Origin of the sequence: Pseudomonas benzopyrenica, assembly GCF_036884265.1 — a bacterium.
GTDB lineage: Bacteria > Pseudomonadota > Gammaproteobacteria > Pseudomonadales > Pseudomonadaceae > Chryseomonas > Chryseomonas benzopyrenica.
Genome location: NZ_CP145723.1, coordinates 2,217,718 through 2,233,868 on the forward strand (window position 1 = coordinate 2,217,718; position 16,151 = coordinate 2,233,868).

Annotated in this window: 15 protein-coding genes; 8 read left to right on the forward strand and 7 right to left on the reverse strand. The window is 64.6% G+C overall.

Annotation, left to right across the window (positions count from 1 at the left end):
- Positions 1-5: 5 nt before the first annotated feature.
- Positions 6-857: a taurine dioxygenase gene (gene tauD, locus V6W80_RS10410; protein WP_338546954.1), complete on the forward strand. Its 852-nt coding sequence runs from the start codon at positions 6-8 to the stop codon at positions 855-857.
- A gap of 30 nt (positions 858-887) precedes the next feature.
- On the opposite strand, the gene V6W80_RS10415 is transcribed toward tauD, so the two are convergent.
- Positions 888-1,022 carry a hypothetical protein gene (locus V6W80_RS10415; protein ID WP_017639934.1) on the reverse strand — a complete coding sequence of 45 codons (135 nt, stop codon included), beginning with the start codon at positions 1,020-1,022 and terminating at the stop codon, positions 888-890.
- Between the two features lie 103 nt (positions 1,023-1,125).
- Positions 1,126-2,349 (reverse strand): acyl-CoA dehydrogenase family protein, encoded by a 1,224-nt coding sequence (locus tag V6W80_RS10420; RefSeq protein ID WP_338546957.1) that lies wholly within the window; start codon positions 2,347-2,349, stop codon positions 1,126-1,128.
- A 663-nt stretch (positions 2,350-3,012) separates the two neighbouring features.
- On the opposite strand from V6W80_RS10420, the gene V6W80_RS10425 reads away from it, so the two are divergent.
- Positions 3,013-4,011, forward strand: coding sequence for a fatty acid desaturase (locus V6W80_RS10425; protein ID WP_338546959.1), 999 nt, complete (start codon positions 3,013-3,015; stop codon positions 4,009-4,011).
- Positions 4,012-4,188: 177 nt separating this feature from the next.
- Positions 4,189-5,313 carry an N-methyl-L-tryptophan oxidase gene (gene solA, locus V6W80_RS10430; protein WP_338547401.1) on the forward strand — a complete coding sequence of 375 codons (1,125 nt, stop codon included), beginning with the start codon at positions 4,189-4,191 and terminating at the stop codon, positions 5,311-5,313.
- Here solA and V6W80_RS10435 read toward each other — a convergent pair.
- A complete protein-coding gene (locus tag V6W80_RS10435) occupies positions 5,310-5,966 on the reverse strand; it encodes an ion channel (RefSeq protein ID WP_160922782.1) in 657 nt (218 codons plus the stop codon). The genes solA and V6W80_RS10435 overlap by 4 nt on opposite strands.
- Before the next feature lie 89 nt (positions 5,967-6,055).
- The gene (locus V6W80_RS10440; RefSeq protein WP_026083712.1) at positions 6,056-7,288 is read right to left on the reverse strand and encodes an MFS transporter; all 1,233 of its coding nucleotides are present in this window, start codon (positions 7,286-7,288) and stop codon (positions 6,056-6,058) included.
- Between the two features lie 178 nt (positions 7,289-7,466).
- Between V6W80_RS10440 and V6W80_RS10445 the strand changes: the two genes are divergently transcribed.
- Positions 7,467-7,919, forward strand: coding sequence for a MarR family winged helix-turn-helix transcriptional regulator (locus V6W80_RS10445; RefSeq protein WP_017639929.1), 453 nt, complete (start codon positions 7,467-7,469; stop codon positions 7,917-7,919).
- 50 nt (positions 7,920-7,969) lie between these two features.
- Positions 7,970-8,233, forward strand: coding sequence for a hypothetical protein (locus V6W80_RS10450; protein WP_017639928.1), 264 nt, complete (start codon positions 7,970-7,972; stop codon positions 8,231-8,233).
- Here V6W80_RS10450 and V6W80_RS10455 read toward each other — a convergent pair.
- Positions 8,230-9,420, reverse strand: coding sequence for an MFS transporter (locus V6W80_RS10455; protein ID WP_338546962.1), 1,191 nt, complete (start codon positions 9,418-9,420; stop codon positions 8,230-8,232). The two genes, V6W80_RS10450 and V6W80_RS10455, sit on opposite strands and share 4 nt — an antisense overlap.
- Before the next feature lie 234 nt (positions 9,421-9,654).
- Between V6W80_RS10455 and V6W80_RS10460 the strand changes: the two genes are divergently transcribed.
- Positions 9,655-11,250: a methyl-accepting chemotaxis protein gene (locus V6W80_RS10460; RefSeq protein WP_338546964.1), complete on the forward strand. Its 1,596-nt coding sequence runs from the start codon at positions 9,655-9,657 to the stop codon at positions 11,248-11,250.
- 63 nt (positions 11,251-11,313) lie between these two features.
- Here V6W80_RS10460 and V6W80_RS10465 read toward each other — a convergent pair whose 3' ends face one another.
- Together V6W80_RS10465 and V6W80_RS10470 are read right to left on the reverse strand one after the other, a co-directional pair.
- Positions 11,314-12,345 (reverse strand): GGDEF domain-containing protein, encoded by a 1,032-nt coding sequence (locus V6W80_RS10465; RefSeq protein ID WP_017639925.1) that lies wholly within the window; start codon positions 12,343-12,345, stop codon positions 11,314-11,316.
- Between the two features lie 174 nt (positions 12,346-12,519).
- Positions 12,520-13,293: an IclR family transcriptional regulator gene (locus V6W80_RS10470; RefSeq protein WP_338546965.1), complete on the reverse strand. Its 774-nt coding sequence runs from the start codon at positions 13,291-13,293 to the stop codon at positions 12,520-12,522.
- A 122-nt stretch (positions 13,294-13,415) separates the two neighbouring features.
- On the opposite strand from V6W80_RS10470, the gene hmgA reads away from it, so the two are divergent.
- Complete coding sequence (hmgA, locus tag V6W80_RS10475; RefSeq protein ID WP_338546966.1) at positions 13,416-14,714, forward strand: homogentisate 1,2-dioxygenase; 1,299 nt, start codon at positions 13,416-13,418, stop codon at positions 14,712-14,714.
- Complete coding sequence (gene fahA / locus V6W80_RS10480) at positions 14,711-16,009, forward strand: fumarylacetoacetase (RefSeq protein WP_160922351.1); 1,299 nt, start codon at positions 14,711-14,713, stop codon at positions 16,007-16,009. The genes hmgA and fahA overlap by 4 nt, the downstream gene beginning before the upstream one ends.
- Positions 16,010-16,151 lie beyond the last annotated feature (142 nt).

The window sequence follows — 16,151 nt, forward strand, 5'->3', positions numbered from 1 at the left end:
TCGTGATGGCCATCACCTTCGAACGTCTCGGCTCTGCCTTGGGTGCGCGCGTCCATGGCCTGGATTTGCGCGAGGCCCTGGATCCCGCCAGCCATGTCGCACTGCATCGGGGATTGCTGGAGCACCAGGTGCTGTTCCTCCGTGACCAGTTGCTCACGCCTCGCCAGCAACGGGACGTAGCCGCCCATTTCGGTGATCTGCACATCCATCCGATCTATCCCAAGCATCCCGAGCAGCAGGAAATCCTGGTGCTGGATACCGAGTTGAACGATCTGCGGGACAATGCGCTCTGGCATACCGACGTCACCTTCATCCAGACGCCACCCCTGGGATCGCTGCTGAGCGCACGCCAGGTGCCGGCGTACGGCGGCGACACCCTCTGGGCGAGCAATTCGGCGGCCTATGCGGCCTTGTCCGCGCCGCTGCGCAAATTGCTCGACGGCCTGAGCGCCTGGCACGACCTGAGCAAGTCCTTTCCACTGGAACGCTTCGGCCATACCGCGGAAGGCCTGCAGAGCTTCAACGCGGCACGCGCCGCCAATCCGCCGGTACGCCATCCGGTGGTACGGGTACATCCGGAAAGCGGGGTCAAGGGATTGTTCGTCAGCGCCGGCTTCACCACCCGGATCCACGAGCTGGAAGAGGCCGAAAGCGATGCGCTGCTGCAGCTGCTGTTCGCCCACGCCGCCCGACCGGAGTTCCAGGTGCGCTGGCAATGGCGGGTGGGCGACCTGGCCTTCTGGGACAATCGCATCACCCAGCACTATGCCTGTGACGACTATCGTCCCCAGCGTCGCGTGATGCACCGGGCGACCATTCTGGGTGACCGTCCGCGTGGCCCCGGCGAGGCGCGGTGATGGCGCGTGCCGCGACCGGGAGCGGCGGGATCAGTTGCCCAGGACGTCGACCAGCCCCAGGACGAAGAACAGCACGATGCACACCGCCGCCACGACGACAGGGATGAAGCGCGGATCCTTGATAGCCTTCCACATGGCCTGACGATTGCTGCGCGACCTTTCCATGACACCGCTCCTGGGGGAAAGCCGGCGAGCTTAAAGCATCGCCGGGGGCGGCGAACAGCGGGGCAGGGCCGCTCTCGTCGGCGTTTCCGGCTGCTTCGGCAGCCTAGGCGACGCCGATCTTCCATTGCGGCGGTGGCGGAGTGCCGTTGACCGCGAAGTCACCGACGATACGATCCTTGTAGATGCGCGGATTGTGGGAGGCGAGGGTGCGGGCATTGCGCCAGAAGCGATCCAGTCCCAAGGGTCTCAGCGTGGCCGAGGCGCCCAAGGCATCGAACAGGCGGCCGGAGGCGTCGATGATCAGGTCCGTGACCACATTGAGCGATTGGCAGACCTCCAGTTCGGCCAGTGCCACGGCGCTGTCCTCGGCGGCCTGGTCGTCCGCCTGCCGGAGGTCATGCACGCGCTGCAATGCCTCGGCATTCTTCAGCGCGATCACCCCGGCACAATAGGCGGCGCTGCGTACCTGGCCCACCACGGCCAGCACCTGCGGATCCTGGCTGACACGGTCGGCGTTGCCGATGGTGAAGGTGCGGGTACGGGCCGCGACCGCGGCGGCCACCTCGCTGCTCATGGCCCGGCCCAGGCCCGCCAGATTGGCGAGATGAAAGACCTGGAAGAAGCCGGGCGAATAGCGGAAGCGCTCGCCCACGGTGACCACATCGGTGGGTTCCACCCGCACATTGGTGAAGGTCGCCGTGCCACTGGCGGTCAGGGTCTGGCCGAAACCGTTCCAGTTGTCCACCACCTCGACGCCGGGTGCCTCGCGGCGGACAGTGGCCATTACGCGGTCGCCAGCGTCGTCGGTGGCACCCACGTCGATCCAGTCGGCATAGAGCGAACCGGTAGTGTAGAACTTGGTGCCGGAGAGCAGCAGGGCGTCTCCCTCCCGGCGCAAGCGGGTGCTGAATTCGGCCCGCCGGGCATCGCCGACTTCGCTGGACGCCGGACCCAGGGTTTCGCCGGCAGCAATACGGGCGAACCAGCGTGTGCGGCGTGCCTGGTCATCGCTGTTGAGCAACCCTTCGACAAAGCCCATGTGACCGCGCAGCGCCTGGACCAGATTGGAATCCGCCTCGCCGAGCTCGATGAGCAGGGCGAACAACTCTGGCAGCGTGACACCGGCGCCACCGTGCTCGATCGGTACCGGCAACGCGGTGAAGCCGGCCGCCTTCAGCCAGTCCAGTTCTGCGACCGGCAGCCGCCGCTGCACCTCGCGCTCGATGGCACGTGCGCGAATGCGCTGGAACAGCGGCTGGAAGCGCGCTGAGAGTTCGGCATGGCGTTCGGAAGGGCCGGCGCCCCAGCCTGCGGAGAGGGTGCTCATGGGATAGGAGATCCTTGTGGTCGTGTCGGGCGGGATTCAGGGCAAGCGAGGCCAAGACGGGCCATTTCGATGTGGGCGGCGTTGGTGCGACCGATCAGCAGGATCGTCGCGACCAGGCGATGAACCAGGTCGTTCAGCGCCGGTAGCCTCGTTACCGGGCGACAGCCAGGGGATATGGCCTGTCCGTGAGCGGCTGCCCGCCGCACCTTGACCCGGCGCGGGTGGAAGGCCCGCTGGCTCGCAGGACCCTTCGCCGCGAAAAAGGGCGCGGTCTTAGTGCTAGGGAAAATATCGATAAAGAAGCGCATGGCCACTTCTGGCAGAACGAAAGTCCAACGAGTCTAGAAGACTCGCGGAGAGCGCTGCCAATCTTCAAAGCTGCTAAGGATATGCCCTTAGTTGTCTCGCCAGATAACTGTCTTTCCGGCAACACCTGAACTCAGTTAATGGGTTTTTTACTTCTAAGCTTAGGCTTTTAAAGCCAGGGGTATAAAACAGTGAGTGATGGAAAGTTGGTGTCGGAACCCGTTTGGAATAGCGCTGGAGTTGTCTAGACCGAATGCCCGAGAGCAACTTCTTCATGAGGTAATGCTTTAACGATATTTGGCTTCTCGACCGTTTGTCCCTAGGGTCACCACTGTTATCCGCTATCAGGACCCCGTGGTGACTGTCTATCTGGATGCGCGGCATCGCCGCCTGGTCAAATTACTTCTGAGTACCTTTGCCGCCCGCAGCGAGTGGCCTACCTGGGGGCTGGTGGTTGGCGTTTACGCCAGCTGGCTGACGCTCATCTGGGCCTGGCCATTGCTCGGCTACTGGACACTGCCGCCGCTGATACTGGTCGTGGTGCTGCACCAGTCCCTGCAACACGAGCTGATCCATGGTCACCCCACGCGCTGGTCCCGTGTGAATGCGCTGTTGGCCTATCCGCCGCTCGGCCTCTGGTTTCCCTTTCCGCTCTACCGCGACAGCCACCTGGCCCACCATCGCCGCGAGACCCTTACCGACCCCACGCTGGATCCCGAGAGCCGCTATGTCGATGGGGAGCTATGGGAGCGGCGAGGACAGACCGGGCGTGCCTTGCTCTGGCTGGACAAGACCCTGACCGGGCGAATCCTGGTGGGACCGGTCCTGTCGCTGCACGGCATGCTGGATCACGAACTGGGTCGCTGGCGGCGTGGCGAGCAGGGCGTACTGCGCGTCTGGCTGGAGCATCTGGCGCTGTGCGCGGGACTGCTTCTGACGATCCACGGGCTGTCTGGAATGCCCGTTGCCGTCTATGTGCTGGGGGTCGCCTGGCCGGCGCTGGCGTTGGCACTGGTCAGATCCTTCTACGAGCATCGCCCGGCCGTGGATCCTGCCCAGCGCTGCGTGCTCAACGAAAGCGGCGGGGCCATGCGCTGGCTGTTTCTCAACAATACCCTGCACCTGGTTCACCACGATCTTCCGGGCTTGCCCTGGTATCTCATCCCGCGGGTCTACCGCGCCCGGCGCGGTGCCTACCGGATGCGCAGCGGTGATTTCGTGTTCTCCGGTTATCGCGAACTGGGTCGGCGTTTTGGCTGGCGCGCCGTGGATGCACCGTTACACCCTACGGCGCCCCTTTCAGCGCGCCCGCTAGGGACCGAGGATCGCCCTTGCGTTTCCAGTCTTCCCTGGTAATACCACCCCTTCGTAAAAGATCCCTGCATGTCTCGCACCGTGCCAAATGGAAAACAGGGTGGTGCAGTGCCCCTTACGACCTTGGCAGCTCTGCTAGAGTGCCCACTCCGCCAGGATGCCCAGGAGATAGGCGTGCAAGACTCGACCTTTGACGTGATCGTGCTGGGGCTGGGCGCCATGGGTTCGGCCACGCTTTACCACTTGGCCAAGCGTGGCGTGAAGGTCGCGGGCATCGATCGCCATTCGCCACCCCACGACCTGGGTTCCAGTCACGGCGCAACGCGCATTACCCGCCAGGCGGTGGGCGAGGGCGCAGCCTACGTGCCCCTGGCGCTCCGCTCGCAGCAGCTCTGGCGCGAGCTGGAAGCGGAGCGGGGCGTCAGCCTCTTCGAGCAATGTGGCGTGCTGATCATGACCGCCACGGCGACGGCCACCTCCCATCACGGTCGCCCGGATTTCACCCGGGCGACGCTGGAACTAGCTCGCCAATACGGCATCCCCCACGAAGCCTGGGAAGGCGCCGCCATTCGCCAGCGTTTCCCGCAATTTCGCGTGGCAGACGATGCTCTCGGCTATTTCGAGCCGGGAGGCGGCTATCTGTATCCGGAAGCCTGTATCCAGGCGCAGCTGGACGGGGCTCTGGAGCGGGGTGCGCGGATCTACACCGATACGGTCATCGAACGCCTGGAAGCGGACGGGCAGGGCGTGCGACTGCATTCTGCCCAGAGCAGCTGGCGAGCGAAGCGGGTCATCGTCGCCGCCGGTATGTGGAGCGCTGAACTGCTGGGAGCGCCTTTCGATCGGTTGCTGCGCGTTTGCCGCCAGAGCCTGCATTGGTTCGAGGTAGCCGACCCCGCGCTGTTCCCGAGCGATTCGCCCAGCTTCATCCTGGCCCACGGCAGTGGCGACAGCGATCTCTTCTACGGCTTTCCACCGTTGCCCGGCGAGAACGCCGTAAAGGTCGCCACCGAACAATATACGGATAATACCACCCCTATAGACATTGATCGAAATCTACACCCGGGAGAATCGCACCAGCTGTTCAGTGATCAAGTGGGGAGGTGGGTCGGCGCTCTTTCGGCGCGCACGGTGCGCAGCGCCGTCTGCGCCTACACCGTCACGCCCGATTTCGGTTTCATCGTCGACGAGCATCCCGCGCTGCCGGGCGTGACCGTGGTCAGCGCCTGTTCGGGACATGGCTTCAAGCATTCGGCCGCGCTGGGCGAGGCGCTTGCCCAGCGCATGACCACCGGGCACAGCGACATCGATCTGGACAGCTTCAGCCTGGCGAGATTCGGCTAGCGGTTGCGCACCGTCAGGGTGACCAACCGGGTCACTACCAGGGCGATGTACATGACTCCGGAGAACTGACCGAGCATGACCAGCGAGCGCGCCATCGGCTTGATCGGGTAGATGTCGCTCAGGCCGACACCCGACAGGATGGCGAAGCTGACGTAGAGCAGCTCCGTCCAGGTGCGGGCGGCGAGAGGATCGTTGGCGGCGGTGAAACTGTTGGGCTGCAGGATCTGGCAGGCCGAATAGGCGTGAGCGAAGGCCCAGGCCAGCAGGGTGAAGGTCGCGCCCACCGCGAAGAGTTCGTCGGTGGTGGCCCGCTGATCCTCCATCATGTAGGCGATGAGGCTGCCGGCGGCATAGAAATAAAAGATCGCATCGAGGATGGCCAGGGACACCACCAGGTGCCGATCGCCATGCCATTCCACCAGTACCGTGAGCACCAGGATGCAGCCGGCGAGGATGAAGCCCAGCCACTGGATGGTCGGGCTGCGTCGGACCATGCGCAGGGCGGTGGCCAGGACGATGATGCCAAAGGCACCGATGATGGCGCGACCGTGCTCTTCCTGTTCCACGAAGGGATAGAGCAGCAGGCCGAGCAACTGGATGAACAGCAGGTTGGCGGAAGGATAACGGACCAGGTAGTGCAGCGGACTCTTCATCGCGACTCGGCGAAAGCTCAGGGGGCGGCCAGCGTAGCGGGTGGCGCAGCGCTTCGCCACGGGAGCCTTGCGCTCCCGTGGCTTGGGCCTCAGACCGCCTTGCGGCGGGTGGACGGCAGCAGGATGGTGAGGATGCCCAGCAGCGGCATATAGGAGCACAACTGGTAGACGTATTCGATGCCGCGATGGTCCGCCAGATTGCCCAGGCCGGCGGCGGCGATGGCGCTGAAGCCGAACATCAGGCCAAAGAAGATTCCGGCGATCATGCCAACGTTGCCCGGGACCAGTTCCTGGGCGTAGACCACGATGGCCGAAAAGGCCGAAGCCAGAATGAAGCCGATGACGACGCTGAGCACACTGGTCCAGAACAGATCGACGTAGGGCAGGGCGAGGGTGAAGGGCGCCGCACCCAGGATCGAGAACCAGATGACGGCCTTGCGACCGATGCGATCGCCAATGGGGCCACCGAAGAAGGTGCCCGCCGCGACTGCACCCAGGAAGAGAAAGAGGTGCAGCTGGGAGCTGGCCACCGAGAGACCGAATCTTTCGATCAGGTAGAAGGTGAAGTAGCTGGTGATGCTGGCCATGTAGATGTACTTGGAGAACACCAGCAAGGCCAGCACGATCAAGGCGAAGGTCACTCGCCCGCGCGACAGGCCGTGGCTGACCGCGGCTGCTTTGCGACCCTTGGCGCTGCGCAGGTGATTGCGATACCAGCGCGACAGCCCATATTGCACGCCGATGGCGAACAGCGCGAAGAGCGCGAACCAGGCGACGTGGGTCTGGCCGTAGGGGATGACGATGGCTGCGGCCAGCAGCGGGCCGATGGCCGTGCCGGCGTTACCGCCGACCTGGAAGGTGGATTGCGCCAGACCGAAGCGACCGCCCGACGCCAGGCGCGCCACCCGCGAAGTTTCGGGATGGAAGGTCGAGGAGCCGACACCGATCAGCGCCGACGCAGCCAGGATTGCCGGAAAGCTGCCGACAAAGGCGAGCAGCAGTACGCCAATCAGGGTGCAGACCATGCCAGCCGGCAGCAGATAGGGTTTAGGATGGCGGTCGGTGTGGAAACCGATCCAGGGTTGCAGCAGGGAGGCAGTGATCTGGAAGGCCAGGGTGATCAGACCGATCTGGGTAAATGTCAGACCATAGCTGTCCTTGAGCATCGGATAGATCGATGGCAGTACGGACTGGATCAGGTCGTTGATCAGATGGGCAAGCGCACAGGAGGCCAAGATTCCTGCTACCAGCGGCGAAGCGCCTGCGGCAACGGCGGTTGGAGTTTCGCCAGCGGTGGCTGGCGTGGCAGGGGAAACGGCCATGCAGGTATTACCCTTATTATTTATGTCCAGCCGCTCACTGTGGCATCCTGTGGCATCGGAATCCAGTGCCAGTTACCGGATGTTTCCGGCAACCGACCCCTTATCATCTGGGCTATTGACCTGGATTGGGATCGATCGCACCTTCCACTCTTTCACGCTTTTTGTAATGGCAAATCCCATGACAGCCAAAGATCCACTGCTCCTCGATCAGCAATTGTGCTTCTCCCTGTATTCGGCTTCGCTGGCGATGACGCAGCTTTACAAGCCCCTGCTGGAGAGCATGGGCCTGACCTTTCCACAATATCTGATCATGCTGGTGCTCTGGGAGCACGACGGCCTTACCCTCAAGGAGCTGTCCAACCGTCTGCGACAGGATTCCGGCGCCCTGACCCCGGTGGTCAAGCGTCTCGAAGCGGGCGGGCTGGTCACGCGCCGACGCAGTGCGGAAGACGAGCGCAATCTGTCGATCGAACTGACGCCTGCAGGTCGCACGCTGCGGGAGCAGGCCAATGGCGTGAACGGCCGGGTTCGGGAAGTGTGCGCGCTGGGCGACGCCGGATTGGATGACTTGCGCGAGACGCTGGTGATGCTGCGCAATCGACTGGACGAGGAAGGCAATCCGACTTCCTGAACCAACCGGGGACACACGGTTCCCATGGCTACAGCCGCCGGGGAATTCGCATGACCTTCACCTACCAGCCCGATCAAGATTACCTGCTCGTGGACCTCACCAGCGGTCGCACTGCGGGCAAGTTGCTGCAGGGCGAGCTGCACATCGCCAAGAGCTGCCAGGAAGAGGATCCCCGGACCTATGCGCAGCTGCTCGACGAAACGCTGCGCAGCACCCTGGGCGACGAGGTCGGCCAACGCGAGGGGGATATCCTTACCCTGCGTCGTACCGGTATCAAACTGCGCCTGGTCCCTCTGGAAATCGCCTGTGACTAGGCGGCGCCACGGCCAAGGAGCGTTCTGAACAACCAGGCGACCAGCGCCACGTTGATCAGCGCCAGCAGGCAGAGCAATCCCAGCACTGCCTGCGGACCCTGGTGCTCCAGCACATAGCCGCAAATCAGGGGCGTGGCCGCCTGGCCCAAGAGCGCCGGGCGCGCCATGCGTCCCAGGACCGTGGCGTATTCGGCCGGACTCCACAGCGCCAGGGGCAAGGCGCCACGAATGATCGCCCTGAGGCCATTGCCCGCGCCAAAGATCACCAGACCCACCACCGTCACCCAGACGAGGCTCGGCCCCAGGGTCACCAGCAGCAGACCGACTGCCGTGCAGATCACCGAGGCCAGGGCCGTCCACATGGGGTGGCCATTGCGATTGAGCAGGTCGATGATCCGCGAGGCCACCTGGCTCGGCCCCAGGCAGGCGCTCAGGGCCACCGCGCTCGCCAGGCTGTAGCCAAGGCCCTGCAGCAGGGTGATCAGCTGGATGGAAATGGCCGTCATCAGCACGGCGCCCAGGGTGAAGAGCGCCGTGAGCACGGTATAGAGCAGACGGTTTACCGCTACCTCCGGCGCCACCTGACTTGGCCGTGGTGCCTGGGCGGCGAGGGCTGGCGCGGGCAGGGCGCGCCGGTACAGCGGCCAGATCGTCAGCAAGAGAACGGCCGCATAGGCCAGGCAGGCACCGCGCCAGCCGAGGTGACTGACCATGAAGGCCGCGATGGGCCAGGTGATGGCGGTACAGAAGCCGGATACCAGGGTGATGCCGCTGATCGCCGAGCGAGCCTGGGCGCCGTAGCAGGTACCCAGGGTGGCGAACAGTGCATCGTAGAGACCGGCGGCCATGCCGATGCCCATCACCACCCAGGCCAGCAGGAACACCGGCAGATGTTGGGCGCAGGCCATCAGCGTCAGGCCGGCGGCAACGCCCAGTCCGCTCAGCGACAGCAGCGTGCGCCCACCCTGGCGGGCGATCAGGCGTCCGCAAGCGGGTGCCAGCAACCCGGACACCAGGACCCCGAGCGAGAGCCCCCCATAGACCCATTGGCGAGACCAGCCGGTCTCCTGAACCACCGGATCGGCGAGCACGGCCAGAATGAAGAAGGAACCACCCCAGACGAGGATCTGAGCGATGCCGAGCAGCAGGATGTGGGACGTGGAGGCCTTGGCGGAAACGACGGACATGGCGGACTGCACCGACCGGAAAGGAGGAGGCGGACCTTAGCGGCGACCCTTCTTCACCGCAATCGTCTGATTTGTTTTTTGGCGCCAGTATTTTGCAATCAATCCGACATCTCCCTTGCCTAGACTGCTGACTCGAACGTCTTTTTGCAGTGACCTTCCATGCGCCGTATCCTCGCTCCATTTCGTCGTCTGTCGCGTCGTTCCTGGCTGAGAGCCTTAAAGACCGGTCCGCGGATGCTGTGTTCCTTTACCTTCGCCGCCGTCCTGCTCGCCGGGCTGGGCAGCTTTTCGCTATGGGAAATGCAGCAGTTGCGTCGTCAGGCCCTGAGCATGGAACAGGACTGGTTGCCGAGTATCGCCATCGCCGATTCGCTGGCGATCAACCTCGGCAAGTTGCGCAACCAGGCCTCGGTGGTCCTGCTCAACGCCGAAGACCCAGGCGCCGTGGCCATGAGCCGAGTGACCCTGGAGCAGCTGGTCAACGAGACCGACCAACTGTTCCGCGACTATGAGCCGGTCATCACCGATGCGACCGAGCGGGATTCGGTCAAGGCCCTGCACGAGGCCTACCTGCCTTTCGTGGAAGGACTGCGCGAGGAGGTGCGTTTGATCGAGCAGCAGCAGCTTCCGGCTGCGCGGATGCAGCTGGATACCGTGGTTGGCCTCAAGGGCGACCTGATGGACATGCAGGTGCAGCTCCTGCGCGAATTGAACAAGCAGGGCGCCGCCCAGGCCAAGGAGGTGGCCAATGCCCAGTTCCTCCAGGCCCGCGCCATCGTCTGGTCGGTCATTGGCGGCGCCATTCTCCTCTTGCTGCTGCTGGCCTGGCGGCTGACCCGGAGCGTGGTGCAGCCGCTGCGGCAGGCACTGGATATCTCCGCCGGCATCGCCGCGGGTGACCTGCGGCAGATTATCCAGCCCCAAGGACGCGACGAGGCGGCCATGCTGCTGCTGGCACTGGAGCGCATGCAAGGCAATCTGCGCGAGGTGCTGGCCCATACCGGCAATGCCTCCGAGCAGTTGGCCTCGGCCTCGACCCAGATGAGCGCGGTAATGGATGAGAGCAGCCGCAACCTGGAGCAGCAGACGACTGATATCCAGCACGCGGCGGATGCGGTCAATCTGCTCAATCAGGCGGTGCAGTCGGTGTGCGAGCACGCCACATCCACCTCCGCTGAATCGCGGCGCTGCGTCGATCAGGCCAAGCAGGGGCAGACGCAGGTGCAGCGGACCCTGGTCGCCATCACTCAATTGGTGGGTAATGTGGATGAAGCCGCTACCCAGGCCGATCACCTGGCCGAGCAGTCCAAGGGCATCAGCAAGATGCTCGACGTCATCCGCAACGTGGCCGAGCAGACCAACCTGCTGGCGCTCAATGCCGCCATCGAGGCCGCCCGTGCGGGTGATGCCGGGCGGGGCTTCGCCGTGGTGGCCGATGAGGTGCGTGGCCTGGCGCGGCGTACCGGCGAGTCCACCCGGGAGATCGAGGGCCTGATCGACGGTGTGCAGCAGGTCAGCGAGAAGACCGTGGTCGCCCTCGACCAGAGCCGGATCCAGGCCAGCCACACCCGCGAGCAGGCGCAGGCGACCTGGCAGGTGCTGGAGGGCATCACCCAGGCCATCACCGCCATCGGCCAGCGCAACGACGCCATCGCCGCGGCCACCGAAGAGCAGACCGCCACCACCGCGGCGGTCGATCGCAATCTGACGCTGATCCGCGACGCGGCGACCCAGACGTCCGCCGGCGCTCAGCAGACCAGCGCCAGCAGCCAGCAACTTTCCGCCCTGGCTGCCGATCTGCACAATGCCTTGCAGCGTTTCGTGGTCTAGGTTCTGTACGAAACGTCGCCGAGCGCAGGCACTTCTCGTACTGAGCCTAGGGCGAGCCCGAATTCAGGCCGCCAGCATCACCCGGTCGCGGCCTTCCTGCTTGCCACGGTAGAGCGCCTGGTCGGCGCGCTCCAGGGCGCTGGCGAAGGCTTCGCAGTCGCGGATCTCGCACACGGCCAGGGTCGCCGTAACGCGCGCGGGACCGCGCTCCAGGGACTGGGTCACCTCGCTCAGTCGCTGGCGGATCCGCTCCGCCACGCCCCAGGCCACCTCGCTCTGGGCCTTGGGCAGCAGTACCAGGAATTCCTCGCCACCCCAGCGCGCGGCCAGATCCGACTGGCGAACCTCACGGCGGATGACGTCGGCGATGCGTTGCAGCACCAGGTCGCCACAGTCGTGGCCGAAGCGATCGTTGATGTGCTTGAAGTGATCGACGTCGAAGAGGATGAGGCTGCCACTCACGCCGCTGCGCTTCTCGGCCTGGTCGAGAATGCGCCGCCGGTTGTAGAGGTTGGTGAGGCTGTCGTGGCTGGCGGAATGCAGCAGGTCCAATTGCATCTTGGTGCTGTGATGAAAGGAGGCACCGGTGCCGTAGAGCAGCAACAACAGGGCACTGATGATGTTGAGGGTGCCGAACAGCTTCATCGTCAGCGGGGCGAGGGTCGCCGGTGTGTGCAGCAGATAGCCACCCGCCAGGGTCACCAGAATGCCGATGACCAGCAGCAGATGCCGCAGAGGGGCGGTGCGGTAGTTGTAGATGACGATGGGCAGGATGCACAGCACGTAGTAATGAAAATTGCTGTCCCAGCCGAGTTGCCAGGTGGCGATCCAGGCGTGGGCGACGATCTCGCAGCTCATCGTCAGGCTGGCGATGCGATAGCGACGCTGTCGCAGGGCGATCAGGCAGCCCACATAGGCCGCTACGCTGATCACGTTGGTCCAGGCCATCAGCATCTGGTCGAGCAGGACGAAAATGACCAGTAACGCTACATGAATCACCATGGCCGCCTGGACCACGGGTTTGGCGACTTGCCAGAATTTGTCCAGGGAGTCGTTGAGAGCCTGGTTGCGATCGCGGTAGGAAAGAGCACTCATGAAGGGGTCACCATAAAGCAGTGCGCCAATAATAAACGCGCTAACAGTAAGCTTAATGGCAAACGGCCATTCTGGGTCATCCTTTAGCCGAATGGAGTATAGAAAGGATCAGGCGGAGCGTTGCGCCCGCTGGCAGCGCTCAAGGCAGGGTCCGGTTGGTTGAGATTGTCTGTCTTATCCGCCCAGACGCCTGCTGATGGCCTGGGCAGCGGCGTGGAGGCGGAGCGCGGCAGGACCTTCCGCCTCGGCCTTGAAGCCTGGTGCGGCCCCGACCACGGTCAGCACCCCAGCCAGTCGGCCACCGGCACCCAGCAAGGGCGCGGAGAGCGCGTTGACGCCGGCCATCAGCAGGCCGTGTACCGGTTGGATTAGGGTTTCCCGCAACTGGCGTGCGGTTTCTTCCAGCGTCGCTGCAGCGGGCGCATCCGGTTGGCACAGCTCCTCTTCACGCAACGCCGCGGTCTCGGCATCCGACAGGAAGGTGTTGAACACCAGTCCGGTGGAAGAGCCCAGCAACGGCAGCACCGAGCCAACCTGGGTCACCAGGGTGACGGCGCGCACCGCCTGCTCCACCAGCACCACGGTCGGCCCCTTGTTACCCCAGACCGCCAGAAAGCAGGTTTCGCCCACCTCATCGCGCAGCTCGGCCAGTACCGGCGCCGCCAGCTTCACCACATCCAGGCGACCCAAGGCCGCCAGACCGACGAAAAGCGCCGCCTGGCCAAGGCCGTAATGGTTGGTGCGCGGATCCTGTTCGGCGAAACCGCTGGCGATCAGGGCCTGCAGATAGCGGTGCACCTTGCTGGCGGGCATGTCCAGGTGGCTGGCCAAGCGCGACAAGGAGGTAGCGGGTGCCAGCTCGGCGAGGGCCTTGAGGATGTCGGTACCGACCTCGGCTGCCTGCACCTTCTGCCGCCGTGGGGGGGCTTCTTCTGGAATGTTCGTCATCTGCTCGATCGCATGGGGAAAGGCAGCGTTATAGCTTGACGCTCCCCTGGGTTCAATTTACTTTTTGCGTAAACCTATTACGCATAATGGGTGCTCAGGTGAACAGACAAGAACAAGCAGCCATGCCCGTGACCTATCAGTCCGGCTTCGGCAATCACTTCAGTACCGAAGCGCTGCCGGGCGCGCTGCCGATCGGGCAGAATTCGCCGCAAAGAGCGCCCTTCGGGCTCTATGCCGAGCAACTGTCCGGGACGGCCTTCACCGTGCCGCGCCATGAGGCGCGGCGCTCCTGGCTGTATCGACTCAGGCCATCGGCCGCCCACGGCCGTTTTCAGCGCAGCGTCGCCCAGTTGACCGGCGCCGAGCTGGGTGGCCCAACGCCCAATCGCCTGCGCTGGAATCCCTTGCCGCTCCCGGAAGCCCCCACCGATTTCCTCGCCGGGCTGGAGCGGATCGTCGCCACTGCCGAGGGCGACCAGGCCGAGGGCGTCAGCCTCTATCGCTATGCCGCCAACGCCAGCATGACCGGAGTGTTCTACGACGCCGATGGCGAATTGCTGATCGTGCCCGAGTGGGGCCGTCTCGATTTGCTCACCGAGCTGGGGTTGCTGCGTATCGAACCCTTGGAGATCGCAGTGATCCCGCGCGGAATGAAATTCCGGGTGGAGCTAGTGGAGGGCGAAGCGGTCCGCGGTTATGTCTGCGAGAACCACGGTCGCTCCCTGCGCCTGCCGGAGTTGGGCCCCATCGGCAGCAACGGCCTGGCCAATCCGCGGGACTTCCAGTCGCCCGTGGCCCGCTTCGAGGAGGTCACGGCGCCGACCCGGTTGGTGCAGAAATTTCTCGGCGAGCTCTGGGAAACCGAGTTGGATCACTCGCCTTTGGACGTGGTCGCCTGGCATGGCAACCACGTGCCCTACAAATACGACCTGCGCCGCTTCAATACCCTGGGCACGGTCAGTTTCGATCATCCGGATCCGTCCATCTTTACCGTACTGACCGCGCCCGGCGCCATCGAGGGCATGGCCAACATCGATTTCGTGATCTTTCCACCACGCTGGATGGTGGCGGAAAACACCTTCCGCCCGCCCTGGTTCCACCGCAACCTGATGAACGAATTCATGGGGCTGATCCAGGGCGCCTACGACGCCAAGGCCGATGGCTTCGCGCCGGGTGGCGCCTCCCTGCATGGCTGCATGAGCGCCCATGGGCCGGACCACGTCTCCACCCAGAACGCCATCGCCGCCGACCTGCAGCCGCACAAGATCGAGAACACCATGGCCTTCATGTTCGAGACCGGTCGCGTCCTGCGGCCGACCCGTCACGCGCTGGCGTCGCCGCTGCTGCAGCCTGACTACGACGCCTGCTGGGCAGGCCTCGCCAAGACCTTTGTCGCGCCCAACGCGGGAGAACCGGCATGACCCACGAATTGCACAGCTGGGTGGCCTCGGCCAACGGCCATCCGGATTTTTCCCTGCACAACCTGCCCCTGGGCGTATTCAGTCGTGGCGAGGAGACGCCCCGCGGGGGCGTGGCCGTGGGTGATTTCATCCTCGATCTCGGTTTCGCCCTCGAAGCCGGCCTGTTCCAGGGCGAGGCCCAGCGCGCCGCCGAGCTGGCCGGCCAGACGACACTGAATGCCTTCTTCGCCGCCGGTACGCAAGCGCGGGTCGCCCTACGCCAGGCCGTGCAGGCGCTGCTGCGCGCCGATCACCCGCAACGCGAGCACCTGCAGGAATTGGGCGAACACCTGCTGGTGCCCCAGGGTGCCTGCCGGATGTACCTGCCCGCGCGGGTCGGCGACTACACTGATTTCTATGTGGGTATTCACCACGCCACTCAGATCGGCCGACTGTTCCGCCCGGACAATCCGCTGCTGCCCAACTACAAGCACGTGCCCATCGCCTATCACGGTCGCGCTTCGACGCTCGGGGTTTCCGGCGAGGCCTTCAAGCGGCCCAAGGGCCAGACGCTGCCACCCGGGCAGGACGTACCGGTCTTCGGACCCTGCCGCCGGCTGGACTACGAACTGGAGCTGGGCATCTGGATCGGGCCGGGCAATGCCCAGGGCGAGCCCATCGCCATTGGCGACGCGGCAGCGCATATCGCTGGCTTCTGCCTGCTCAACGACTGGTCGGCGCGGGATATCCAGGCCTGGGAATACCAGCCGCTGGGGCCCTTTCTGTCGAAGAGCTTCGCCAGCACCCTGTCGCCCTGGGTGGTCACGGTGGAAGCCCTGGCACCCTATCGCCGGGCGCAACCGGCGCGGCCCGAGGGCGATCCCCAGCCGTTGCCCTATCTGTTCGACGAGCACGACCAGGCCCAGGGCGCCCTGGATATCGAGTTGGAGGTGCTGCTGCGTACGCCGCGCATGGAGGCGCAAGGGCTGCCCGCCCAGCGAATCGCCCTGAGCAACACCCTGAACATGTACTGGACAGTGGCGCAGATGGTGACCCATCACACGGTCAACGGCTGCGCCCTCAGGCCGGGCGACTTCCTTGGGTCGGGCACTCTGTCCGGTCCGGATGCCGACAGCTGCGGCAGCCTGCTGGAACTCACCCAGGGCGGCAAGCAGCCGCTACAGCTGCCCGGTGGTGAGACCCGTACCTTTCTGGAGGACGGCGACGAGGTCATCTTCAGGGCCCGCTGCCAGACGCCTGGATTGCCCGGCATCGGCTTCGGCGAGTGCCGCGGACGGGTGCTGCCGGCAGGCTAGGGAAGGGCGGGCTTGGACGCGTTCAGCAGGGATGGCTCCTGACCTGAGCGCCGTTGACAAGCCCGCCGGACACGCGCAGATTCCTTTCAACGTAACTGACTTACGCATAATAAAAAGCCGACCGGCGACCACAGGACAGCCC